The 24,166-nt window shown below is 54.9% G+C and carries 20 protein-coding genes; 9 read left to right on the top strand and 11 right to left on the bottom strand.

All coding sequences use genetic code 11. The features are described from left to right. Positions 1-483 precede the first annotated feature (483 nt). Positions 484-1,431: a hypothetical protein gene (locus BEN30_RS13345; protein WP_069958822.1), complete on the top strand. Its 948-nt coding sequence runs from the start codon at positions 484-486 to the stop codon at positions 1,429-1,431. Positions 1,432-1,470: 39 nt separating this feature from the next. On the opposite strand, the gene BEN30_RS13340 is transcribed toward BEN30_RS13345, so the two are convergent. Both BEN30_RS13340 and rsmI read right to left on the bottom strand, forming a co-directional pair. Next, a complete protein-coding gene (locus BEN30_RS13340) occupies positions 1,471-2,457 on the bottom strand; it encodes an RsmB/NOP family class I SAM-dependent RNA methyltransferase (RefSeq protein WP_069958821.1) in 987 nt (328 codons plus the stop codon). After that, positions 2,457-3,323, bottom strand: coding sequence for a 16S rRNA (cytidine(1402)-2'-O)-methyltransferase (rsmI, locus tag BEN30_RS13335; RefSeq protein WP_069958820.1), 867 nt, complete (start codon positions 3,321-3,323; stop codon positions 2,457-2,459). Before rsmI ends, BEN30_RS13340 begins: the two co-directional genes overlap by 1 nt. A 163-nt stretch (positions 3,324-3,486) precedes the next feature. On the opposite strand from rsmI, the gene BEN30_RS13330 reads away from it, so the two are divergent. The 3 genes from BEN30_RS13330 to BEN30_RS13320 all read left to right on the top strand — a co-directional run bounded on the left by BEN30_RS13330 (position 3,487) and on the right by BEN30_RS13320 (position 7,417). After that, a complete protein-coding gene (locus BEN30_RS13330; RefSeq protein ID WP_084005552.1) occupies positions 3,487-4,413 on the top strand; it encodes a DNA/RNA non-specific endonuclease in 927 nt (308 codons plus the stop codon). 135 nt (positions 4,414-4,548) lie between these two features. Further along, a complete protein-coding gene (locus BEN30_RS13325) occupies positions 4,549-5,826 on the top strand; it encodes a nucleotide sugar dehydrogenase (RefSeq protein ID WP_069958818.1) in 1,278 nt (425 codons plus the stop codon). A gap of 10 nt (positions 5,827-5,836) precedes the next feature. Further along, positions 5,837-7,417: an acyl-CoA synthetase gene (locus tag BEN30_RS13320; protein WP_069958817.1), complete on the top strand. Its 1,581-nt coding sequence runs from the start codon at positions 5,837-5,839 to the stop codon at positions 7,415-7,417. Here BEN30_RS13320 and BEN30_RS13315 read toward each other — a convergent pair. After that, a complete protein-coding gene (locus BEN30_RS13315; protein ID WP_069958816.1) occupies positions 7,404-10,253 on the bottom strand; it encodes a bifunctional diguanylate cyclase/phosphodiesterase in 2,850 nt (949 codons plus the stop codon). The two genes, BEN30_RS13320 and BEN30_RS13315, sit on opposite strands and share 14 nt — an antisense overlap. Positions 10,254-10,832: 579 nt before the next feature. Between BEN30_RS13315 and BEN30_RS13310 the strand changes: the two genes are divergently transcribed. Beyond that, positions 10,833-11,042, top strand: coding sequence for a cold-shock protein (locus tag BEN30_RS13310; protein WP_069958815.1), 210 nt, complete (start codon positions 10,833-10,835; stop codon positions 11,040-11,042). A gap of 85 nt (positions 11,043-11,127) precedes the next feature. Here the strand turns inward: BEN30_RS13310 and BEN30_RS13305 are convergent, their stop codons facing one another. Beyond that, positions 11,128-12,657 carry a SulP family inorganic anion transporter gene (locus BEN30_RS13305; RefSeq protein WP_069958814.1) on the bottom strand — a complete coding sequence of 510 codons (1,530 nt, stop codon included), beginning with the start codon at positions 12,655-12,657 and terminating at the stop codon, positions 11,128-11,130. 365 nt (positions 12,658-13,022) lie between these two features. Between BEN30_RS13305 and bioB the strand changes: the two genes are divergently transcribed. Genes bioB through BEN30_RS13285 form a run of 4 tightly spaced genes read left to right on the top strand, consistent with a single transcriptional unit; the run spans position 13,023 to position 17,014 of the window. After that, the gene (bioB, locus tag BEN30_RS13300) at positions 13,023-14,045 is read left to right on the top strand and encodes a biotin synthase BioB (RefSeq protein ID WP_069958813.1); all 1,023 of its coding nucleotides are present in this window, start codon (positions 13,023-13,025) and stop codon (positions 14,043-14,045) included. Further along, complete coding sequence (locus BEN30_RS13295) at positions 13,999-15,117, top strand: 8-amino-7-oxononanoate synthase (RefSeq protein ID WP_211563408.1); 1,119 nt, start codon at positions 13,999-14,001, stop codon at positions 15,115-15,117. Before bioB ends, BEN30_RS13295 begins: the two co-directional genes overlap by 47 nt. After that, complete coding sequence (gene bioD / locus BEN30_RS13290) at positions 15,114-15,752, top strand: dethiobiotin synthase (protein ID WP_069958811.1); 639 nt, start codon at positions 15,114-15,116, stop codon at positions 15,750-15,752. Before BEN30_RS13295 ends, bioD begins: the two co-directional genes overlap by 4 nt. Continuing rightward, a complete protein-coding gene (locus BEN30_RS13285; RefSeq protein WP_069958810.1) occupies positions 15,749-17,014 on the top strand; it encodes an adenosylmethionine--8-amino-7-oxononanoate transaminase in 1,266 nt (421 codons plus the stop codon). Before bioD ends, BEN30_RS13285 begins: the two co-directional genes overlap by 4 nt. Here BEN30_RS13285 and BEN30_RS13280 read toward each other — a convergent pair. From BEN30_RS13280 to BEN30_RS13250, 7 genes are all read right to left on the bottom strand, one after another. Beyond that, the gene (locus BEN30_RS13280; protein ID WP_069958809.1) at positions 17,003-17,575 is read right to left on the bottom strand and encodes a TetR/AcrR family transcriptional regulator; all 573 of its coding nucleotides are present in this window, start codon (positions 17,573-17,575) and stop codon (positions 17,003-17,005) included. The genes BEN30_RS13285 and BEN30_RS13280 overlap by 12 nt on opposite strands. 4 nt (positions 17,576-17,579) lie before the next feature. Next, a complete protein-coding gene (locus BEN30_RS13275) occupies positions 17,580-18,068 on the bottom strand; it encodes an HPP family protein (RefSeq protein WP_069958808.1) in 489 nt (162 codons plus the stop codon). 115 nt (positions 18,069-18,183) lie between these two features. Next, positions 18,184-18,777: a TlpA disulfide reductase family protein gene (locus tag BEN30_RS13270; RefSeq protein WP_084005550.1), complete on the bottom strand. Its 594-nt coding sequence runs from the start codon at positions 18,775-18,777 to the stop codon at positions 18,184-18,186. A 96-nt stretch (positions 18,778-18,873) separates the two neighbouring features. Beyond that, positions 18,874-19,566, bottom strand: a complete 693-nt coding sequence (locus BEN30_RS13265) for a HoxN/HupN/NixA family nickel/cobalt transporter (protein ID WP_069958806.1) — start codon at positions 19,564-19,566, stop codon at positions 18,874-18,876. Beyond that, positions 19,563-20,987, bottom strand: a complete 1,425-nt coding sequence (locus tag BEN30_RS13260; protein WP_069958805.1) for a PAS domain-containing sensor histidine kinase — start codon at positions 20,985-20,987, stop codon at positions 19,563-19,565. Before BEN30_RS13260 ends, BEN30_RS13265 begins: the two co-directional genes overlap by 4 nt. Beyond that, positions 20,980-22,437, bottom strand: coding sequence for a sigma-54-dependent transcriptional regulator (locus BEN30_RS13255; RefSeq protein WP_069958804.1), 1,458 nt, complete (start codon positions 22,435-22,437; stop codon positions 20,980-20,982). The genes BEN30_RS13260 and BEN30_RS13255 overlap by 8 nt, the downstream gene beginning before the upstream one ends. Beyond that, the gene (locus tag BEN30_RS13250; RefSeq protein WP_069958803.1) at positions 22,434-24,137 is read right to left on the bottom strand and encodes an enoyl-CoA hydratase-related protein; all 1,704 of its coding nucleotides are present in this window, start codon (positions 24,135-24,137) and stop codon (positions 22,434-22,436) included. The genes BEN30_RS13255 and BEN30_RS13250 overlap by 4 nt, the downstream gene beginning before the upstream one ends. Positions 24,138-24,166: the final 29 nt, after the last annotated feature.

Here is a 24,166-nt window from a genome sequence, read left to right as displayed (position 1 = left end):
CCTAATATGTGTTGTTTGTTGTTTATTATTTTCAGATGTTTCCACCTGACTTCACGTTATTCGCCGTCTCAGCTTAACGTTTGAGACCTAAGAGAGTCCTCGGATTGCTTTGGATTTACCCACTTCAAAGGGGTCCATCATGAGATTTCAAGCATCAGCTTCCGCCACTGTGTCAAAGACTCGCGGATATGTAAATGATTTTACGATTCGCCAAATACGCGAAATAATGAAAAAAGCCCTAACTCGGATTGTTTCAGAGTGAGCGTTACATCTATTGAAAATGAAACAAAAGCTCACAAATCCGCACTAAACCAGCGTTTGCATACAAAAGCACCCCAAGGCATCTGAGCCTTTTCAGAACCCTTGTAGATCTATTCCTAAATATGCAGCAATAAACATATTTCGCTCACGATGGGCATTTGTTAGGCTTATGGGGACTTTCATGGGGAACAGGACCCATCCGGTTCAAGGGGGAAACAAACAATGTTTAAAGCAAAAAACGTCATACGGATTGGCAAAGGCGCCAACGCCGTCTTAGCCCGTCCATTATCAGGCATACCCTTAGCCATTTGGGCCTTTTCCTTAACATTTGCCTTGGCGCTGGGCTCAACCGCTGCCCAGCAAACGCCGCCACCCAATCCCCATAGCCCACCGCCCACCAGCGTCACCCACCAAATGTATTTGGACATGAAGCTGGGAACGCTGAACATTCATGGCGACAATGCCGTGGTTGAGGCCTTGGTTCTGCAACGCGACATTCCCATCACCTATGACTACGTGGCAACGTTGATGCGCACCCCCAATGCGTTTGGCGAAGGCCCGGCATGCATCGTGTGTCACAGTTCAAACGATCAATTGAAAAGCTATCGTGGGCTCAATCTGTCGAGCTGCGAAGGCATCTTGCTGGGCGCAACGGAGGCCCCGGCCAACCCCATCGTGATCAAGGGCGAACCCTTTCAAAGCCATTTGATCCAACGCATTCGCAACAACCGGATGCCCTTGGGCACGCCCTTTTTTGCCCCCGTCGATACCGATAGCATTTTGGCCGTCAAAGACTGGATCAACGCAGGTGCACTGAACGACGAGAACTTCACCACCAAGGTGTTGCCGCTGTTTGTGGACCCCGTCGCGTTTGGATCTGAAACCGCCTGCACGGAATGTCACAAATCGTTTCGCGACCCGCCCAGCTTCAACGAAGTCAACCTGACCTCCTATGACGCCATCATGACCGGGGCGTTTTCCAAGACTCGCAAAAAACAAAATCTTCCGGGCCTGCCCATCGTCGTACCGTCCAACGCCGAGGCCAGCCCGCTGTATCAGCGCCTCACCACCAGCCGCATGCCGCCGGGCACCGATCCGGGTTCACCCGCCGATCATCCCAACACGCTGCTGCTGATGCGCTGGATCGAACAGGGGGCGAGCTGCGATTAAATCCACCCGAAATCGGTGAGGTTTGATGAGCAGGAACGATCAAGGGAGTGACTTCTCAGCTTCAGCCTTGCGCAGTCGGCAGACAAAAAAGCCTTCCAAATACTTTGACGGCAACACCCGCACCGCGTGGCTGAGTTGGCTGTCGAACGGTTGGCCGTCCCAGGATTTTAAGCCGGGTGCACGGTTGGGGATATCCAAATCGATGGCTTCAACCAAGGCATCGGCGTTGTGTTTCAAATGGCGCGACACCGGGCCTTCGTTTTCTTCGGGGCCAAACGTACAGGTAGAGTAAATCAGCACTCCGCCGGGCTTGAGAACCTTCCACGCCGCGGTGAGCATTTTTTGCTGCAAGTAGCTCATCTTGATGACGCGCTCGACAGACCAATAGCGCAGCGCGTCGGAACGACTTAAATCCAGCATGCCTTCGCCGCTGCATTGGGCGTCGAGCAAGATGCGGTCAAATTGACCTTCCACATGACGATCGATGAACTGGCCTTCAAAATTGGTGATTTGGGCATGAGCCACATGAAAGGTGGTGAGCACCTCTTCCAGTTTTTTCAGGCGCGGCTTCATGGCGTCGTTGGCGATGATGTCTGCGCCCCCGCCCGCCAAGGCTTGAATGTGTGACGTCTTGCCGCCGGGTGCGGCGCAGACGTCCAAAATACGGTCGCCCGCTTGGGGGTTCATCGCCAGGGCCGGAATCAAGCTCGATGCGTTTTGGATGTAGATGTGGCCGGCCTGAAACAGTTCGTCTTCCGCCAAGGTGCGTTTGTCGCTGAGCAAATGATACGCGCCAGGGCACCAAGGGATCGGGTCCAGCTCTGCGCCGAACGCAGCTAACTTTTCCAAAATCTCGGCTTCGCTGAGTGGCGAAAGCGTGTTCACACGGATGGAGCTGTGCAGCTGGATAGATGCCAGTTGTTCGGCAAGGACTTCGCGCACGCCAAAGATTTTGGCCAGACGGCCCAGATAGATTTTGCGCGGGCTGGCTTTTCCAGCGCCGCCGAACTTGCCCGGACGTGCCATCAATCGTCGTCCCCGTCGTCCTCGTCGCGTTTGGATTTACGGCTGACGCCTTCGATCAACACGGTGATTTCGCCCTTGGGTTTGTCTTCTGCAAACTCCTTGACCAACTGCGACAGCGGGCCGCGATGATAGCGTTCAAACATCTTGGTCAGTTCCAGCGCCACCACCGCCTTGCGGTCGCCCAACACCTCTAAAGCATCCGCCAAAAAAGCGCCGATGCGGTGTGGGCTTTCATAAACAATAAGGGTGTGTTCCGCATCGCGCTCCGCTTCCAACATCTTTTTGCGCTTGCCCGACTTGCGCGACGCAAAGCCTAAGAAGGTGAAACTGGAGGTGGGCAAACCGCTGGCCACCAGCGCCATGGTCGCGGCATTGGCGCCGGGCAGAACTTCGACCTTTACGCCTTCGTCCAACAAGGTACTGATCACCCGATAGCCGGGATCGGAAATCCCCGGCAAGCCTGCGTCGGAGATCAAGCCCACCGCGCGACCTTCGTCAATCAAGCTGCGGATACGGCTCACGGTACGATCTTCATTGTGTTCGTGGCATGAAAATGTCGGGTGTGGCTTTTCGATGCCCAAATGACTGAGCAATTTGGAACTGACGCGGGTGTCTTCACAGCCCAAAGCGTCCAAGGCCTTCAGCGTTTCCACGGCGCGAAACGTGATGTCGCCCAAATTGCCGATGGGCGTGGCGATGACGTAAAGCCCCGCCTCCAGCAGCCCCTTGGGTTCGGCAAGCGGCTTGGGTACCGGGGCCAAACCGGGCTTACCTCCGGGCTTTCCCCGATAAGCATCGCGCCCAGAAGAGCGGTGTTGAGAGGCACGGGAATCGCGCGAACCTCGGCTGGGGCGTTTTTGCGCCATGGGCGTGCCTTTTCGACAAGAGGTGGTCGCCCTCTTGATAGCACCTTCCCCCCACCCGATACCAGATTGCATTAAATTCATATAACAGCTTTTTATTGCATTCCTCCTCAATACACGTAAAATTTGCATAGATTCGTGGTTGCACGTATAGGGATACACGCCCATGAGACGCACCACCTTGATGGCATATATATGCGTTTGTATGAGCGCCATGGCCTTGAACCATCAGGCTTTTGGTGGTGAACGGGTTTTGGGGCCGGAGAACGCCGCTCCCCCCGTCCCTGCCCCCTTCGCCGCGTGTCAGGACCAATTTCCGGGCAACACCGTACCCAAGGCCAAATCACAAACCATCCAAGATTTGTGCAAACTGGCCGATGGACAGCCCCTGTTCGCCATCCGCTATGACACGGCGCGCAAAATCCCCACCTGGACCGTGCACAAGTTGACGCCCGACCTGATGGCGCAAATCAAAGCCAATTCGGGCGTGCTGAAGCGACCAAAATTCACCCCAGATGAGGCCATCAAAGCCGATCTTCAAGCCATCGACAAAAATTACGTCCGGTCGGGCTATGCCCGCGGACACATCGTACCCGCCAATGACATGAGCTGGAGCAAAGCCGCCTACGACACAACCTTCCATTTTTCCAACGTGGTGCCGCAAAAGCAGACCTTCAACGCCGGGACCTGGCTGGGCGAAGAAGATGCGTTTCGCACCTACGTCGCCGCGAAAAACGTGCCCATGTGGATTTATTCCGGCGTTTTTGGCACCAATAAAGACGATCCAGAGACCAAAAACGTCACCGAAGGCCCGACGATTGGGACCGCTCCCAACGCCCCCATCGTGCCGACGTGCTTTTACAAAATCATCGTGGCCGCACCAGAAGAAGGGCAGCCTTACAAAGTGCTGGCGTCTTTGTTTCGCTGGAATGATTACGGCAAACGCAACACCTGGGTCGAGTCGGTGAGCACGCTCAAAACCATCCAAACGCGCAGCGGCATCGATTTTTTAGGCGGATTGCCCTTAGAAGCCGATTTTGACGCTACCTTTTGGGGTGTGAAAATGCCCGAAACGCCCGGTGACTGCCAATAATTCACCGTTTTCATCCGCAAAATATATGCATAAGGTGTTGCACCCTGTGGGCCTTGCGTTTAGACAAGGCAATGCCTCTAGATGTGCGCCAGTAGACGTGTGCAAGAAGAGGTACCGCGCTAAGGGAGTATCATTGTGAGCCATAACCGCCGCATTTCCGTAATTGGGCTGGGCTATGTCGGCCTTCCGGTGGCCGTGGCGTTTGCCAAACAGGGCTTCACCGTCGGTCTCGACATTTCACAAGCGCGCATTGACGGCCTCAAAGCCGGGCACGACATCACCGGCGAAGTCGAAGATGCAGATTTGGCTGCAGTGGACCTCTTGCTCACCACCAATGCCGCCGATTTAAGCCAGGCCGATTTTCACATCATCACCGTGCCGACGCCCGTTGACGACGCCAACAAGCCCGACTTGCGGCCCCTGGTTTCAGCGTCAACCACGTTGGGTGCGCACCTCAAAAAAGGCGACATTGTCGTCTATGAAAGCACCGTCTATCCCGGTGCCACCGAAGAAGTCTGCGTGCCGGTGTTGGAAAAACTGTCCGGCCTGAAATGCGGTCCGGATTTCACCGTTGGTTATTCCCCCGAACGGATCAACCCGGGCGATAAAGAGCATCGTTTTGAAACCATCACCAAAGTGGTCTCCGGCCAAGACGAGGCCACCTTGCAAACGGTGGCCGCCGTCTATGGTTCCGTCGTTAAGGCCGGTGTTCATAAAGCCCCCAGCATCAAAACCGCTGAGGCCGCGAAGGTGATTGAAAACACCCAACGCGATCTCAACATCGCATTGATGAACGAATTGGCGCAGATTTTTGATCGCCTCGGCATCGACACCAAGGACGTTTTGGAGGCCGCCGGAACCAAGTGGAATTTCTTGAAATTCTCACCGGGTTTGGTGGGCGGGCATTGCATCGGTGTTGACCCCTACTACCTGACATACCGCGCCGAACAGGCTGGTCTGCACCCTCAAGTGATTTTGGCGGGTCGCAAAACCAACGATTCCATGGGTGCATTTATCGCCCAGCACACCGTCAAGCTGATGCTGCAAAACGGTGGCGGTCGTAACATTACGGTGCTCGGCCTGACGTTCAAAGAAGACGTTCCGGACTTGCGCAACACCAAAGTCATCGACGTCATTGAAGAGCTGACGGCTTACGCCATGAACGTCAAAGTCCATGACCCCATGGCCCTGCCCAGCGAGGCCCAGCATGAATACGGCATTGACCTCACGCCGATGAACAAGCTCGGGCTTGCCGACGCGGTGATCCTCGCCGTGCCGCATGCATCTTATGTCAAAGGTGGCTGGGACTTTGTGCAAAGCCTACTGACAGGCGGCAAAGGTGTGGTGATCGATGTGCGCAGCGTGTTAGATCGTAACGCCATGCCCGATGGCATAACCCTATGGCGACTTTAGCTCAGCGGCGATGAAACTCACCACCAGCCTGTTTGATCAAGGCGCACCGACGCCCTGCCCGACGCATTTCAATGCGGCGGCGTATTGCTTAGAGACCTCTGCCCAAGCCCATCCCGACAAGACCGCGCTGATTGTGGTGAGCAACCCCGAGACCTTAGAACCCGCAGAGCAGTGGAGCTTCGCTCAACTGGACGACGCGGTCACGCGCATTGCCGCTGGGTTGTTTCACATGGGCTTAAAACCCGGCGAACGGGTGATGCTGCGCCTGGGCAACGAAAGCACCTTTCCGCTGATATTTTTCGCCACCTTGGCGGCCGGTGGCATTGCGGTGCCGACTTCATCACAGCTGTCGGCCCGCGAAGCTCATTTTATCTTGGAAGACTGCGGCGCGCGGTTTTTGTGCGCGTCGACGGATTTAAAAATCGACGACATTCCCGAACACTGCACCCAGCTGTTGGATGACGACATCCGCGATTTAATGACTTGTGAAGACACCGTCGATTACGCCCATACCCATGGCGATGATCCGGCTTACATCGTCTACACGTCTGGCGCCACGGCGAGCCCCAAGGGCGTCCTGCATGCCCACCGCGCGGTGTGGGCGCGGCGCATGATGTATGATGGCTGGTACGGACTTGGTGAAACGGATCGCATGCTCCATGCCGGGGCGTTCAACTGGACATACACCTTAGGCGCAGGCTTGATGGACCCCTGGGCGGTTGGGGCCTCGACGGTGATTTACAATGGTCCCAAAGCCCCTGGCGTGTGGCCCAAGTTGGCGGCCAAGCATTCCGCCACGTTGTTTGCGGCCGTACCCAGCGTGTACCGCCAAATGCTCAAATACGCCGATCATATATCCCAAGGCTTCGCACATTTGCGCCACGGTCTGACGGCAGGTGAAAAACTCTCTGAAGCCGTCAGAGACCATTGGATCAAGGCCACCAAAAAGCCCCTGTTCGAAGCCCTTGGGATGAGCGAATGTTCAACCTATGCCTCTTCATCGCCCTCCGTGCCCATCAAACCGGGCTTTACCGGACGTCCGCAAATCGGGCGACGGGTGGCCATCCTCAACCCTGAAGACGGTTCGGTGGAAACCATGCCCGTCGGCGAACCGGGACTGTTGGCTTTGCACAAAGACGACCCCGGCTTGATGATGCGCTATTGGAACAGGGACTCAGAAACCGTCGCGGCATTTCGTCAAGACTGGTTCCTCACCGGAGATTTGGCCTTGCTCGATGATGAGGGCTATCTGCAATACTTGGGGCGTGCAGACGATTTGATGAACGCCCAAGGTTATCGGGTGTCGCCGCAAGACATCGAAGACGTACTGGTCCATCACCCCGGCGTGCAAGAATGTGCCTGCGGGGAAATTCAAGTGCGCGAAGACCTCTCCATCATCGTTGCGTTCATCGTCGCCAAGCCATCCGCACACCCAACAACCGAAGAGCTGACAACCTATGCTTCTGAGCGTTTGGCGGCGTACAAGGTGCCCAAAGATTTTGTGATGGTTGAGGCTTTGCCCCACACGCCAACGGGCAAGGTTCTCCGTCGCGCTTTGACGGGGCTCTACACGCAGGTCAAACCAACTTAAGAGCTGGCTGTCCTTTAGAGGAAGCGGTTTTTCCGTCGTCTGTTGTATCGCGATTATCCAGCAAAGCGGAAAAGGCATCCAGGAGCAACGGCTTGCTGAACAAATAGCCCTGCAAGATGTCGCAGCCTTGTTCCGTCAGCCATTGAGCTTGCTCTTGATCTTCCACACCTTCGGCGATGACTTTTAAATTGGAGCGTTGCGCCAAGGCTAAAACGGCAGTCACCAATGACCGACTGCCTTCGTTGTGCGGCAAATCCATAACGAACATACGGTCGATCTTTAGGGTCGTGAACGGGAAACGATGCAAATAGCTCAGCGATGAATAGCCGGTGCCAAAATCATCAATTGAAATGCTCACACCAATTTCCGCCAGCTCGTTCAAAGTGACTTCCGCTTCAAGCGGGTCTTTGATCAACAAGCCTTCGGTGATTTCAATTTCCAACGCTTTGGGTTCCAAGCCGTATTTGAGCAAGGCCGATTTAACGCTTGAAGCAACATCCGAACCGATCAGCTGCACCGGAGAAAGGTTCACCGCCATGTGGAAGTTGGGAATAACATCACGCCACTCACGCGCATGACGACAGGCCTCATCCAGCGCCCAGCCCCCCAATTCGATAATCAACCCGGTGCTTTCGGCAACGGGGATGAATTCATCCGGGCCGATGCTGCCCAACTCCGCATCGGTCCAACGCATCAAGGCCTCCGCCCCAATAATGCGCTTGGTCTTTGCGTCGATCAAAGGCTGATACATCAACGAAATATCGCCGCGACTGTGGGCACCGGCCAGACGGGTCTGAATGGCCAACCGGCGCGCAGACGCATCGTGCATGTCCTTGGTAAAGGTTCTAAACGTATTGCGCCCGCCATCCTTAGCGGCATACATGGCGGTATCGGCCATCTGCATCAAACTTGCAGCCGTATCCGTCGGCCCTTCGGCAAAGGCAACACCCAAACTGATTCCGACATACAGGCGATGACCTTCAACCACCAGCGGGCGGTCAAAGGCATTCAAAATCGCTTCGCACACTTTGCCGGCGGCACCGCGATCGGAAAAGCAAGGCACGATCAAAATAAATTCATCACCACCAAAGCGCCCGGCCAAACTTCCGGGAGGGGCTTGCTGATGAATACGTCCAGCCGCTTCTTTTAAGGCTTCATCGCCAATCACATGGCCCAGCGTATCGTTCACAATGCGAAAATCATCCAAATCACCCATGATGACGGCATGAGGACCTTCGGGACCGTCGCTGTTTTTCAGAGCGGTGGTTAAGTGTTCCAAAATCAACACCCGGTTGGCCAACCCCGTCAGCGGATCGTAATTCGCCAAGCGCTTGAGACGCTCTTCATAACTGCGCCGCAATGTGATGTCGCGGATGAACAAGGAGAACCGCGTATTGCCTTCGGTTTGAATGGGGGTCAGCGTGATTTCCGCGGGAAACCCCTCCCCGGTGCCACGCACGGCATATGTTTCAAAGCGCTCGCGTTCAAAAAGCTTACGCGTCCCGTCGCTCTGACGCCGCGATATGGTGTCGGGTTCCATCATGAACTCAGACACTTCACGCCCCACCAAATCAATTTGCGGAACATTAAACACCCGCGCCGCCGCATGATTTGCGTGGCGAATAAAACCCGTTGCGGTGCACGTCATGACCACATCATCAGAAGCTTCAACGACCGCAGAGTTGCGCCGCTCACTTTCGTTGAGGGCATCAAGCAAACGTTGCTGGTAGGCCCCATCCACATGCTGACGCGCGGCGCGGCTCAGTGCCAGACGCCAACTGCCAAAACCCAACACAAAGACCAGCAAAACCAAAATGGAGGCTTCAGGGATATGCTCAAAAAACTGATCTTTGTACCAAGCGGACAACGGAACCCGGGATGCTAAAATCCAATAGGCATCCGAATTTTCCGTGGTCACGACACGTGATGGCGGTGATACTTTGGCCAGTGTAAAGACACCCTCAGAACCGATAAACTGACCTGTCGCTTGCTGCGTGTTGCCCAGGATATTGCGCACCCCTTCGGTCCAGGTACGGGGATAAAGGTCTTGGAAGTGATCGCTGCGATCAAACATAAAGGACCATTCCAGATCGCGACGTGGGCCAATCAGCCACGCCCCTTGCGCGTTCACTAGAAAACCGGTGCTTTCGTCAGAAGCAAATACCCGGCGCACCCGGTCCAAGAAATTTTCTGCAAGATAGCTTACCGTCACGATGCCATACCGTTTGCCGCCCACATCAACGGGAGCCACCAAACGAATGGTCGGTTTGTAAGGAACATCGACTTTTTTGTGCTCGATGTTCAAGTCAAGCCGGGACATGAAAATTTGTCCCGGTGTCAAACTGAGGGCGTCATTGAAATAATAACGATGTTTTTTATTTTGCAACTCTTGCCCTTGGGAGGCAACGGGGACTCGATCAACCAAATTGACGCGTACCCGCTCGTCACCGTTCAGATCGATAAAGCGAACCTGATCAAACACCATTTTGGCTTTGGCAAAGGAAGAAAACAAATGCTCCAGGCGCTGACGATTTTCTAAGCTGGGGTCAAGCGCGAATTTGCTCATATCCTCGCTATGAATCAGAAAATTCAAATCGGTAATGGCAAAATTCAAAGATTCGGTGAAACCGTTTTGGGCTTGATAAAGCTTGTCGCTTTCCCGTCGGCTGATTTCTTCACGGGCCGTAATCACATGCACGGTAAACACCGACAACACGACAATAACCATCGACAGTAAGATCGGCAAAAAAATCAGCAGAAAATTCTTCCGAACCAAACCAGCGGTGGGTTCCAAGGCCGGAATAACGGAATCATTTTTATTCAGGCTATCCACCATCACTTATTATCAATCTTATTGCAGGTGGTTAAATCCGAGCGCCTAAGATGAGAACAATGAAAACAATCACTGACCCTTTAACTTGCCCCATTGTGGACCGAATATCCCAATTTTGCACGAGAAAACAGATCCATTTACACCCATAGCGCAGCATAATTAGTCTGATAAGTACCACTTTATAGCAACAATAAAGCGATTTTTATGGACTTTTGACACCGGCCTGCACCCATCCCGCTGCTCAAAACTCTAAAAAATGAAATAACCGGACAAGAATTGAGACCTGGACCGTGCTCCTCACAAAACATTTATTATCAAACATTTGCCAACAATTTTTAGCCTCTACGGTATGACCGAGAGTCATTCTACCCCTAAAATTTCAATTTGAATGTTGTTTGAAATCATAGACAAAAGACAAAAAATGTTGAAAATTGGTAGCTGACGTTGGTCGTTGTTGGCTTAGCCAGGCCTAACCTTATTGCGCAAAACACGCATGTAAGTAACGCCCACTATGACGACGCAGCTTTTTCGCTCTGCGATGAATACAGAGCGTACCCTGTTTTGCCAAGTTAAGGAGTGCCCATGGCAACCGGTATTGTTAAGTGGTTTAACACCACCAAAGGTTATGGTTTCATCACCCCCGATGCGGGTGGTGCAGACGCATTTGTTCACATCTCTGCCGTTCAGAGTTCCGGCCTGCAAGGCCTGAACGAAGGTCAAAAGGTTGAGTTTGAGCTGCAAGAGCAGCGCAACGGCAAGATGGCAGCCGAGAATCTGGTCGCTCTAGACTAACTCGACACACCAATCAAACGACAATAAGAAGCGCCCTCTAAAACCGTAGGGGGCGCTTTTTGTCTTTTGAATTTGGGCAGAGAATCTACGCCAACTCGTCGCTCGCGACGAAGTACCGGGGGTCTTCAATCACGTTGACTTCGACCAAGTCTTTGGCCCGGTGCAAAAGCTTGCGGCATTCCGGGCTGAGGTGGCGCAGGTGCAAGCGTTTTTCCCGCCGTTGGTAGCGTTCGGCCAAGTTGTCAATCGCTTCCAGGCCCGAATGATCGGCAACCCGCGACAAGCGGAAATCCACCACCACATCGTCGGGATCGTTGTCGGGATCAAACAAATCACGAAACGACGTGACCGAGCCAAAAAATAACGGCCCCTGCAATTGGTACTCTTTTCCGCCTTGAGCGTTCAATTTGGTGACCGCCTGTATGCGCGACGCGTTGCCCCATGCATACACCAGCGCAGAAACGATCACACCAACAATCACGGCGATGGCCAAATCGGTAAATACCGTGACGCCCGACACCAAAATCAGCACAAAGGCATCTGAGCGGGGAATTTTGTGCAAGATGCGAAAGCTGGACCATTCAAACGTACCCAGCACCACCATCATCATCACCCCCACCAGGGCGGCCAACGGAATCATTTCGATCAAACTTGAGGCAAACAAAATAAAGACCAGCAAGAACAACGCCGCCGAAATGCCCGACATGCGCCCGCGGCCACCGGAATTCACGTTGATCATGGATTGACCGATCATCGCACAGCCGCCCATGCCGCCGAAAAAACCGGTGACGATGTTGGCCGTGCCCTGGCCCACGCATTCGCGATTGCCGCGCCCACGGGTGTCGGTGATTTCATCGATCACCGTCAAGGTCAGCAAGCTTTCAATCAAGCCAACGGCGGCTAAGATCACCGAATAGGGGAAAATGATGGTCAGCGTTTCCCACGTCAAAGGCACGGTGGGGATATGAAATTCCGGCAATCCGCCGGCAATGGACGCCATATCGCCTACGGTGCGCACATCTAAATCCAACGCCAAAACAATCCCCGTCACGCCCAAAATAGCCGCCAAGGGGGCCGGAATGGCTTCGGTCAACTTGGGCAGATACTGGATGATCGCCATCGCCAACGCCACCAACGCCAGCATGATGTAGAGCGCGTTGCCGCTCAGCCACTCATAACCACCACCGGGTAAATCGATCTGAAACTGTTTCAACTGCGCCAAGAAAATCACAATCGCCAAACCGTTGACGAAGCCCAGCATCACCTGATGCGGCACCATGCGGATGTATTTGCCCAGCCGCAAAGCTCCCGCCAACACCTGGAGTATGCCCATCAGCACGACGGTGGCGAACAAATATTCAACACCGTGATCGGCCACCAACGCCACCATCACCACCGCCAACGCCCCGGTGGCCCCGGAAATCATACCCGGACGACCACCGATGGCGGCGGTGATCAATCCAACCATAAACGCGGCGTACAACCCCGTCAGGGGGTTCACGCCGGCCACAAAGGCGAACGCCACCGCTTCGGGCACCAGCGCCAACGCCACGGTCAGGCCGGACAAAATATCGGCCTTCATGGAAATGGCTTTGCGGTAATGGAATTCAAACATTCGGGCACTCACTCACAAAAAACGAGATCAAGGGGCTATCGACAAACAAAAAACACCCCAGCGGGTCCCGCGCGTCCCGGCTGTTTAAAATGATTCTGCTTTTGATGTGCGCTCTACATACACGGATAGAGCCTCTTGCGGTACCGCAGGCAGGGCATGGCTATCATGCGCTGAACGCATACCTGTCCCGTCAAACAGGTGCCATAAGCGTCATTTGCATGTTGCAACGCACCAATTTCAGCTTGCCCCACCGCGATGCTCGGATTAACGTGTCCGCCTTCTCACACGGCTATGAGAATGGCTGATGCAAAAGGCCTTAAGGCCGCGCGCTGACGAAACCAATAACCAAACTGGGGCAAGATACGATGACCGCCTGCCGACACGACTGGACTGTTGAAGAGGTCCAGAGCCTCTATGATTTGCCGTTTATGGATTTGCTGTATCGCGCCCACACCGTGCACCGCGAAACCTTTGATCCCAGCGAAATTCAATTCAGCTCACTGATGTCGATCAAGACCGGCGGCTGCCCCGAAGATTGCGGCTATTGCCCGCAAAGTGCCCACCACGGATCGGATCTGGAAAAGGAACGCTTGGTCGAAATCGACCGGGTGTTGGTCGAAGCCCAAGCTGCCAAAGACCGAGGCGCCACCCGCTTTTGCATGGGGGCTGCGTGGAAAAACCCCAACAACCGCGATTTCCCGTTTGTTTTGGAGATGATCAGCGGCGTCAAAGGTCTGGGTATGGAATGCTGCGTGACGTTGGGTTCGCTGACCGAAGAACAAACCCGTCAGCTCAAAGACGTGGGGTTGGATTATTACAACCACAACTTAGACACCTCGCCGGAGCATTACGAAAACATCATCACCACGCGCAAATTTCAAGACCGCCTCGACACCTTGGAAAAGGTCCGCGATGCGGGCATCAGCGTGTGCTGCGGAGGCATTTTGGGTCTGGGCGAAGGCGAAAAGGACCGCTCCCGCCTGTTGATGGAGTTGGCCAATATGCCCGCCCATCCCGACAGCGTGCCGATCAATTTGCTGGTGCGCGTCAAAGGCACCCCCTTGGAACACGCCGCCGAAATTGATCCGTTCATTTTTGTGCGCACGGTCGCCGTGGCGCGCATCATGATGCCAAAGTCCCATGTCCGTCTGTCGGCGGGCCGTGAAAGCATGGATGACGCCACCCAGGCGCTGTGCTTCTTTGCCGGTGCGAACTCGGTGTTTTTTGGGGAAAAACTGCTGACCACCCCCAACGCCCAGGCGGACCGGGATCTGGAATTGTTGCAGCGCTTAGATCTCCATCCCCAAGAAGTGAAACAAGCCGCGAATATTGAGGCTCAAATTGACCAACCCGTTTCAAGACAAGCTGGACACGCTCTCTCGGCTTGAGAAGCGCCGCACGCTGATCCCCATCGACGGGATCGATTTCAGCTCCAATGATTATTTGGGCCTATCAAACCACGACGGCATCCGTCACAGCTTGGTGGAAACCTTGGCCAACGGCGTCGCTTTGGGCGCGGGCGGCTCACGCCTGCTGCGTGGCAACCACCGAGAGCACGAAGACTTGGAAGACTTCGCCTGCGCTTTTTTTGGTGCTGATAGCGCGCTGTTTATGGCCACGGGCTATCTGGCCAATTTGTCCTTGCTCACCACCCTGCCCCAACGCGGCGACGTGATTTTGATGGATGAACTGATCCATGCCAGCACCAAGGAAGGGGTTCACGCGGCCACGGCCAAGCACGCCAAGTTCACCCACAACGACGCCGGGGCCTGCGAAGATGCCCTGAAACGCGCTCGTGATCGCGGCGCCAAAGACGTCTGGATTGCGGTGGAAAGCGTCTACTCTATGGACGGCGACGTGGCCCCGCTGGAAGACTTGATCGCCATCGCAGATCATCATGGGGCTTACCTGATTGTCGATGAAGCTCACGCCACGGGCATTCATGGACCGGACGGCAAAGGCTTCGCCGCCGCCTTTGAAGGGCGCGACAATGTGGTGGTGCTGCACACCTGCGGCAAAGCGTTGGGCCAAGCGGGCGCACTGCTGACCATGCCCCACGTGATGAAAGACTACCTGATCAACGCGGCGCGCAGTTTCATCTACACCACCGCGCCCACGCCCCTATCTGCGGTCGCCGTGCAGCGGGCCCTGGAAGTCGTCCACCGAGAGCCCGAACGCCGCGATCGCTTATTTGATTTGATCGCTTACGCGCATCGCATTTTTAAAGACGCTCCCGGAGTCATCCCCGGCGAAACGCAGATCATGCCTTTGATGGTGGGGTCAGATGGAGACGCCCAGGCCTTGGCCCTGCACCTGCAAGCCCAAGGCTTCGACATTCGCGCCATCCGCACGCCGACAGTGGCCGAAGGGGCGGCGCGGTTGCGTTTGTCGATCACGCTGAACGTCACCAAAGCCGACATTGATGCCTTGGCCGACGCCTACATAAGCAAGGTTGGATGATGAAAAGCCTGATCGTCACCGGAACCGATACGGGCGTGGGCAAGACCGTGGTGGCGGCCATGCTGACCCTGGGCTTAGACGGCGTCTATTACAAGCCAACCCAATCGGGCAGCGCAGACGGCACCGACAGAGACACCATTCAGAATCTGACAGGCTTGGGTGATGAGCGCATCTTAGAAAATGGCATCACCCTCAGCCAACCGCTGTCGCCCCATCGCGCCGCCGAATTGGACGGCGTTGAAATTGACTTAAACGCCCTCACCCCGCCCCCGCAAACGGGTCGCCCCCTGATCATCGAAGGGGCGGGCGGCTTGTTAGTTCCGGTCAATCGCGACACCTTGTTCATCGATCTGTTCGCGCGCTGGCAGCACCCGGTCGTGTTGGTGTCACGCACCGGGTTGGGCACCATCAATCACACCCTGCTGTCGTTAGAAGCGCTGCGTCATCGCAATATCGATGTTTTGGGCGTGGTCTTCGTCGGTGATGAAAATGCCGACACCATCTGCACCATTGCAGACATGGGCCGTGTCAAAGTCTTGGGCCGTGTGCCGCTGATGGATGACATGAACGCGGCACACCTCACCCACATATTTGAAACGCACTTTCGCCGTGCAGACTTTGAAGGTGACGCATGAGCTCGCCCATTTGGCACCCCTTCACCCAACACGCGCTACAGCCCCACATGACGCCCATTGCCCGGGCCGAAGGCGCTCACCTGTTCACCGATGAAGGCCGGCGCATCATTGATGCCATATCGTCTTGGTGGGTGGTGACCCATGGCCATTGCCACCCGCACTTGATCGAAGCCGCCCACCAACAAGCGGGCAAGTTGGACCAAGTTATTTTTGCCGGACACACCCATGAACCCGCCGAAAAGTTGGCCGCAGCACTGGTGGAGATGACGCCCCAAGGTCTCGACAAAGTGTTTTTTTCCGACAGCGGTTCAACGGCTGTGGAAGTGGCGTTGAAGATGGCACTGGGCTATTGGCATCACTTGGGCGAAGGCAAACGCAACCGCATCATCGTCATGGAACACAGCTATCACGGCGACACCGTCGGCACCATGTCAGTGGGCGAGCGCGGCACTTTTAACAAGCCCTATGCATCTTTGTTGTTTGACGTCGACACCATCCCCTTTCCCAAACCGGGGCACGAACACGATACAGTAGCTGCCTTGGAGCGCATCCTCATTGACCATCCAAATCAAATCGCAGCCCTCATCGTTGAGCCTTTGGTGTTGGGTGCGGGTGGTATGCTCATGTACAGCGCCGAAGTGTTGCGCGATTTAAAGCAGCTCTGCGAACGCGACGACGTTGTGTTCATCGCCGACGAAGTGATGACCGGATGGGGCCGCACCGGCACCTTATTTGCGTGTGAACAAGCGGGCATTGCGCCCGATATCCTGTGTACGTCCAAAGGCTTGACGGGCGGCTTTTTGCCGTTGGCGGCGACGCTCTGCCAAACGCGCTTTTATGACGCCCACTTCAGCGAAGACCGATCCAAGATGTTTTTTCATTCCAGTTCCTACACCGCCAATCCCATCGCCTGCGCGGTGGGCTTCGCCAACACAGAATTGTGGCGCGCTGAACCCGTTCAAGAGCGCGTCGACACCTTGGCGGCCCATCAAGCGGCACACTTGCAGAACCTTAAAGGCCATTCTGGATTTGAAAACCTGCGCCAATGCGGCACCATTTCAGCGTTGGATGTGAAAGTTTCAGATCAAGGCTACCTGTCCAACATTGCGCCCAAGCTTTACCAACACTTCCAAGGCTTGGGCGTATTGCTGCGGCCCCTGGGCAACACGATCTATGTCCTGCCGCCCTATTGCATCAGCGCCGATGATTTGAACGCAGTCTATGACGCCATTGCCGATGCGCCGAACGTGTTAAAGCTCTAGTGCCGATTTGAGGCGCTGAGAGAGACGTTTAATTTCGCGTTCAAAGTAGCTTTTGTCGTCGAACGCGCGGGCCAAAACCAGTCCCCCTTGGATACGCGATAGAGTTTCTTCCGCCAAATCTTCTGCCACCGCTTTTTTCACACCGCCCCGACACAAGGCGGCGACAAGCGCCGTATTCCACCGCAAAAAATATCCATTCACGGCCGCACCAAATGTATCGCGGGTATCACTGAGAGCAAAAACGCCCACCAAGCACACCCGTCCACCACATTGAAAGTACGTCATGCATGCTTGCAACATGTCTTGCACCGCCAAGGCGGGCTGAATGTTTTTATCGTCTAAGGGTTGGAACACATGATTTTCGAACCAGGTGTCGATGTCGTTTAACACGGCACCAGCCATCTCTTCTTTGCCGCCGGGAAAAGCGTGATAGAGACTTCCTTTTCCCAGCCCGGTCGCGGCACTGATGTGCGCCAAACTGGCGCCTGCAAAGCCGTATTCGCGAAAGACTTCACTGAGACCTTGAACGACCGTTTGAGGGCTTTGCACACGCGCTGGCATGAATTTACGTCTTTACTGGATAAGGGGTTACAGGCGCAATGCGGTGCACCAGAACGGCCACAAGGACCAACGCAAGACTGCCCAACAGCGTCGGAAAAATCAAGTAATCAAACCCAGCCCCCGCCATCATCACGACAAGAGGATCGGCGCCCGCAGGGGGATGTGTAACGCGCAGCGCCGCCATGACGGCGATGGCCAAGCCGACTCCAATGGCCATGCTCCACCACGTTACGGGCAAAGCCATTAAGACGACCAAACCAATCAACGTCGAAACAAAATGTCCGCCAACCACATTAACAGGTTGCGACAGCGGACTGATGGGCACGCTGAACAGCAACACACACGTCGCCCCAAACGGGGCCATCAGCCAAGAAACACCGGATGCTTCACTCATCATGGCGACCAGTGAAATGGCAACTGCACCTCCCAATCCAGCCTTCACAACCGTGCGTAAATCCGTCACCGGTTGAAGTCTTCGCAAATAGCCGTTCATGTCACACTCCCGTTCTGTACTGAACGGTACAATGGCAAAAAAGCAAACACCTGTCAAGGGCGGCAAGTCCCTCCCCTACAAACCACGGATCATCATCTGAAAAAATCGCGGCTGATTATTCGTTCAAAAACGCTTCGATTAAAGCTTTCGCTTCATCGGATTGCCAATCCGCCATACCGATCACACCGCCGCGCATCCGCCCGGTTTTGTCGAGCACGAATGTGGTCGGTAAGGTGTCCAGATCAAACGTGCGCAAAAATTTTGAATCTGGATCATAATAGGTGGTCAGCGCCATCAATTTACGTTTACGCAAAAAGTCCGCAGGCGTTTCGCGCCCTTGTTTGCCGCTGGCGACGGGCACGACGGCAAAATCGCGCCCGGAAAAGGCGTTTTGCAACGCGTTCAGGTCCGGCATTTCGGCGATACATGGCGGGCACCATGTAGCCCACAAGTTAAACACAACGATCTTGCCACGAAAGGCTTCAAAGGTCACGTTTTGGCCGGCTTCATCCTTCATGACAACGCCCGGAATAAGCGGGCCATCAGTCAGCAAACTAAAGCCGTCAAGTTGATCGGCGGCCTCCGCTACGCTCAGTTTTGTATTGGGCGCGTGAACGGGTACTTTTGGGGTCGATTGCAAAAACACGCCCCCCCCAGCCGCAATACACACGAAAGCGATCAATAAAATAACAGGAGTCCGTTTGAACATAAAAATTTCCGCTGACGAGGCTGTGGGGAAGTGGTTCTATACCGCCATCATATCAGACATATTTGCCAAGACGTCAACTTTACAAAGCGGAGAAATTTAAAATGAATGGCTCAACGTCAACACCCCCAACAGCACGGTGACGCCCCCGATGCCCCCTTGCAGCAGGTTCTGGCTCCAGGTGAGAACCTTACTGGAATACACCAAGGGCACGGCGATCACCGCGGACAAGGCCGCCATACCCATCATCGAACCGACGCCAAACAAGGCAATGTAAAATAACGCAAAATCAGGGTCGATTACCGTCGAAGCGGTCAACACCAACAGAGCCGCAGACCCGGCCATCCCGTGCATCATACCAATCAAAACCGTGCGGTAGGGGATCGTGGGCACGTGTTTGTGATCGTGGGCGCGGGTCGTATGGGGCACTTTGGGTTCATGGCTGTGAGCATGAAAGTGGGCAATGCCGTCCTTGTGGCGGTGGACATGAAAATGCACCCGTTCGCGCCACAAGCGCCAAAGCACACTGCCGCCCAAGGCCAGCAACATGACGCCAACGCCCGCTTCCAACCAACGCGCAATATCGGCCTCAATGGATTTCCCAAGATAAAAACACCCCCCGGCCAAGGCCATCAAGGTGATGGTGTGGCCAAGTCCCCAAACCGCGCCATGGGCAATGATGCGTCGAGCGGTTTTTTGTTTTGTTGCAATGCTGGCGACCGCCGCGACGTGATCGGCTTCCAGCGCGTGCTGCATGCCTAAGAAAAATCCCAGAAACAAAATTGAAATCATTGCCCCACTCCCGCATCCTGAGATGCCTGTTTGCCAACACTTCGTCCCCCTGCACTTCGGCCACCCGCACTTCGATTTGCTGCACATGGCAACCGTAACGTAAACACCGCGCCGCCGTCGGGACTGTTGGCGACCTTCAAGGCTCCACCATGGTCCTTGGCAATGCCGTAACTGATCCACAAGCCCAGCCCGGTACCTTCACCCACTTTTTTGGTGGTAAAAAAGGGCTCAAACACTTTCGAAGCCACATCGTCGCTGAGGCCTGGACCATTATCGCGCACATAGACCATTATGCTGTCACCCGCTTGATAACCTTCAACCGAAACCTGCGGCGCGGTTAAGCCCGAAGTGGCATCCAATGCGTTTTCAATCAAGTTGACGAAGATCTGATGAATTTGACCTTCGTGGCCGCTGACAAACAAATCGGCGGGGATATCGACGGTGAACTCTTCTTGGCGACGACCTCTTTTCGAAACCCAGCGCAGGGCCGTATTAACGACCTTGGCCAAATCGACAATCTGTGGCTCATCAGTGGATGAAAAAGACAAACGGCGCAAATTCGAGACGATGTCGCTGATCCGTTCCGCACCTTCCAATGTGCCTTCAACCAAAGACAGCAGATCGGACAAGACATGGTCGATCTTCGACGTTTTACGCAGGTCTTCCCGCTTGGATGCATCCAGACCGTTATGGATCGCCTTTAGATACTCGGCCAAGCGACGGTAATAAACGTCCAGCATATGGATATTGCCGTAGATGAAGCTGATGGGGTTGTTCAGTTCATGGGCGACGCCCGCAACCAAGCGGCCGAGGCTGGCCATCTTTTCTTGCTGGATCAATTGCTGCTGAACTTGTTTAAGCTCTCGATGCGCCAAGTTGAGCGCTTCGTATGCACGGCGCAACTCTCCAACGGGACGCCCCGTAAGGACAAGCCCGGCGCTCTTGCCATTGTGATCCAAGCGGGCGGAACAATTGATGGCAAAGATGTCCGTTACTCCGCCAGCCGTTTGGAACTTCACTTCGCAATCACGAATTTCGTTGTTCACCCAGCCCCCCAACACGGCGGACAGATGATCGTCATTGCCGTCTGCGATCAAGGATTTGAGCGGCGTACCCGACAGCGTATCGGATTGTTTGCCAATCAAGTTTGCCATGGCTGAGTTGACTTGCTGCACTTCGCCGTTTTCATCGCACACAATCAAAATGTCGGAAACGGATTCAACCACGCTGGAAATAAACCGCTGAGCTTCTTCCAGCGCCGCATTCTTTTGCTCCAAGTCAACTTCATAGCGAATGAGATCGGAATACACTTCATCCATCTTTTGAATGACTTCGACCCACGCCGATTCCTGGGTGTCGTCAAAGTGCAATGCCTGAATCTCGGTGACGTGATCAAGAAGCTTTTCGGGGTGCTCACCCATGTCGCCCCCCTTCCAGCCAGGTCACCTTTTTCAAATCATAGCGGTCCAGCTTTTTGCGCAAGCCCACTCTAGACAGGCCCAATTCATCCGCGACGCGGGTGATGTTGCCGCGATGTCGGACCAAAGCGTCGGTGATCAATTGGCGCTCTAAGAATTCGACTTGTCCCTTCAACAAACCGACTTCCCCAATCAGTGCGTTTTCGTTACTTTCATAGTCTCGCAAAATCTTTGGCGACAAAACATTTGTGCCGAGCATCGCATCATCCGTCAGCGTCACCATGCGCTGAATTTCATTTTGCAGCTCCCGCACATTACCCGGCCACGGATAGGTCTTCATGGCCGCCATTGTGGCAGCGTTAATCCCCTTCACCACCTTACCAAAAGAAGCCGCCACATCGCTCAGCACATGATGGGTCAACGGTTCAACGTCCATAACCCGGTCTCGCAGAGGCGCAATGTGGATGGGAAAGGCCGACAAACGATAATACAGATCACCGCGAAAACGTCTGGCTTCAACTTCGTCTTCAAGATTTTTGTTGGTGGCAGCGACGACGCGCACGTCTACCTTGCGAACTTTTTGCGCGCCCAGGGGGCGGACTTCGCCTTCTTGTAAAACACGCAACAGTTTCACCTGAAAGGCCGGAGACGTTTCACCGATTTCATCTAAAAAGATAGTCCCGCCGCTGGCCACTTCAAACAGACCGATGCGGTCTTGATAGGCTCCGGTAAAGGCCCCCTTTTTGCACCCAAACAATTCACTTTCCAAAAGCTCATCGGGTAAAGCGCCGCAGTTTTCGACGACAAACGGCTTGTCTGCGCGCGACGATCCATAATGAATGGCGCGCGCCAGAAGTTCTTTTCCGGTGCCCGATTCACCCGTAATCAGCACCGAAATATCAAACTCCGCGCAGCGCTTGGCCAAATTGATGGTTTCGCCCAATGCACTGCCTTTGCCGTGCACAATGCGGTCGAAATGAAAATGCTTTTTGGCGATGGTCTTTTTTTCCGACACCTGACGTTTTAGGGTCTGGGTCGTCAACTTCATTTCCAGCGCTGCGGTTTCATTTTCCTTTTGCAGGTCGAGAAGTTCATGCGCGCCGCGCACGATTTCGATCAACTCCTTGGGGTGCCAGGGTTTGGTGATGTAGCGATAAATGCCCGCATCATTGACGCCGGCGATGATGTCAGCGGAATCCGAATAGCCGGAAATGATCATGCGCACGGGATCGGGCCAAGCCTCTCGCACACGGGACAAAAACTCGACACCCGTTTCGTCGGGCATGCGCTGATCGCACAAAATGACGTGGATCATTTCCGATTGCAGCAGTTTTTCCGCTTCCTGAGTATTGGACGCCATCAGCACGTCAAAATCTTCCGACAAAACGCGGTTCAAAGTTTCGAGCGAGCGAACCTCATCATCTATAATCAATACGGTGGCGCGCCCCGTCATAGCGCCTTGCCTTTGCGCATATTAGTCAGTGGGCGTTTCGCCCTGTGCCGAGCCAACGATGCAGGTGTGCGCGATTTGGGCACGCGGCAGATAAAGTTGTAACGCGCGATGTGGTAACTGGGATCAAATCCATAGAAATTCAGCTTCATCACGGCCAGTTCCTCTGCACGGTAACTTTCCAACGGCTTTTCGGCTTCGTCTTGCTTCCGTCTTGTGCGCTTGACCTCAAGCAAGTCTGCCAATCCGACATCCGTTGACAGCGCAGCCAAGTGATCTTTCAAGCGTTCATCAAAAACCTCGACATCGCCTTCGAACACATCATCAACAAGGCCAAGGCCGCTCGCTTGAACCATGCCCACGGGCAGGCGTGTTTGCATAACGGCAGCAGCGTGCTCTTCACCCACCCGACGCGGCAAGACGTAGGTCCAGTATTCAGAACCAAACAAGTTGCCCATATCTTTGTAATGCGGGTTCAAGACGACACCTTCGCGGCCAATCACTCGGTCCGCACCCAGGGCCAAAAACACCCCCCCGGCTCCGGCATTACCCCTCAGCGCGGCAACGACCAGATGCGATGTGGTGGTGATGATGGCGCGAGCCAAATCGTCAATCGCGTTGATGGCATGCCACGATGCATCTGCGGGGCTTTCGGCCTGTTCGATCCAACCAAGATGGATGCCGTTTGACCAATATTCAGAACCTCCCATGAGGCAAACAATCTTGGTTGGCCGGGAACAAGCCTCTTGATACGCCGCCAGCAATCTTTCGCTTTGGTTGGGTGTCAACGCCCCCCCTTGGAAATCAAAATACAGATAACCTACATCACCGCGTTCTTCATAACGGATGTCCGCGATTGCTTCGCCCAGCGCCAAGTCATCAACTGCGCTTTGCAAAACGGTCACGGCAGGCAGCTTCAAGGACCGGGGAGCGTCTTCGCGCATGTACCCCACCCAGACGGCACCGTCCCGCGTGCCAATGGCAACGGCCCCTTGGGCAGACTTGGCCAGCAACGCCCCCGGAGCCCCGTTCAGACCGTCTGCTGCGTGAGCGTCAAACACTCTGAGGGGCCGTCTGTCCAATTCTGCTACTGCGCCCGGTTGACCGTCGGCACTTTTGATTTTGCGCAAAACCGTTTGCACATCATCCGCCGCCCAATCAATAGCGCGATCAGCGCGTTTACACAGGGGGTTTTCTCGTCCCAGCAGCGGCACTTCTGGACAGCCCACGCGCCCCAACGGGCCGTCGCCGTTTTCAAACCGAGACAAGGCTTCCGCCAAGGCTGAAGAGGCCGCCTTGGTCACTTCGTTGCGATAAAGGCTGGATTTTGGCACGGGGCGCAGGGGAAACGTTCGCCACGCCCACACCGGGCCGCCATCCAGCTTTTGCTCAGCTTGCAAAATGGTCACGCCACCCTGGGCATCCTTGTTCAGTATCGCCCAGTCCAAGGCCGATGGCCCCCGGTCGCCCGGTGGGCCAGGATGAACGATAAACGTCGGCACCGCTGAGATGACGTCATGAGGCACGGCGCGTTTTAAAAACGGCGCGACAATCAGATCGGGGTTAGAAAGCGCCACCGCTTCCCGGCACAGCGCATCATTAACGTCCAGTTCAACCGTCACGTCGTGTCCCGCTTCACGCAGGTCGACATGAAGGCGTTGGCTCAAACTGTTGAAGCTGTGACAAAGCAAAAGGATGCGCATCAATACGTACTCACCTAACAAGTCCTGGT

This window comes from Magnetovibrio blakemorei, assembly GCF_001746755.1.
In the GTDB taxonomy this organism is placed as follows: Bacteria; Pseudomonadota; Alphaproteobacteria; order Rhodospirillales; family Magnetovibrionaceae; genus Magnetovibrio; species Magnetovibrio blakemorei.
The sequence above is the reverse complement of the archived record's forward strand: the minus strand, read 5'-3'. Positions and strand labels throughout refer to the sequence as shown.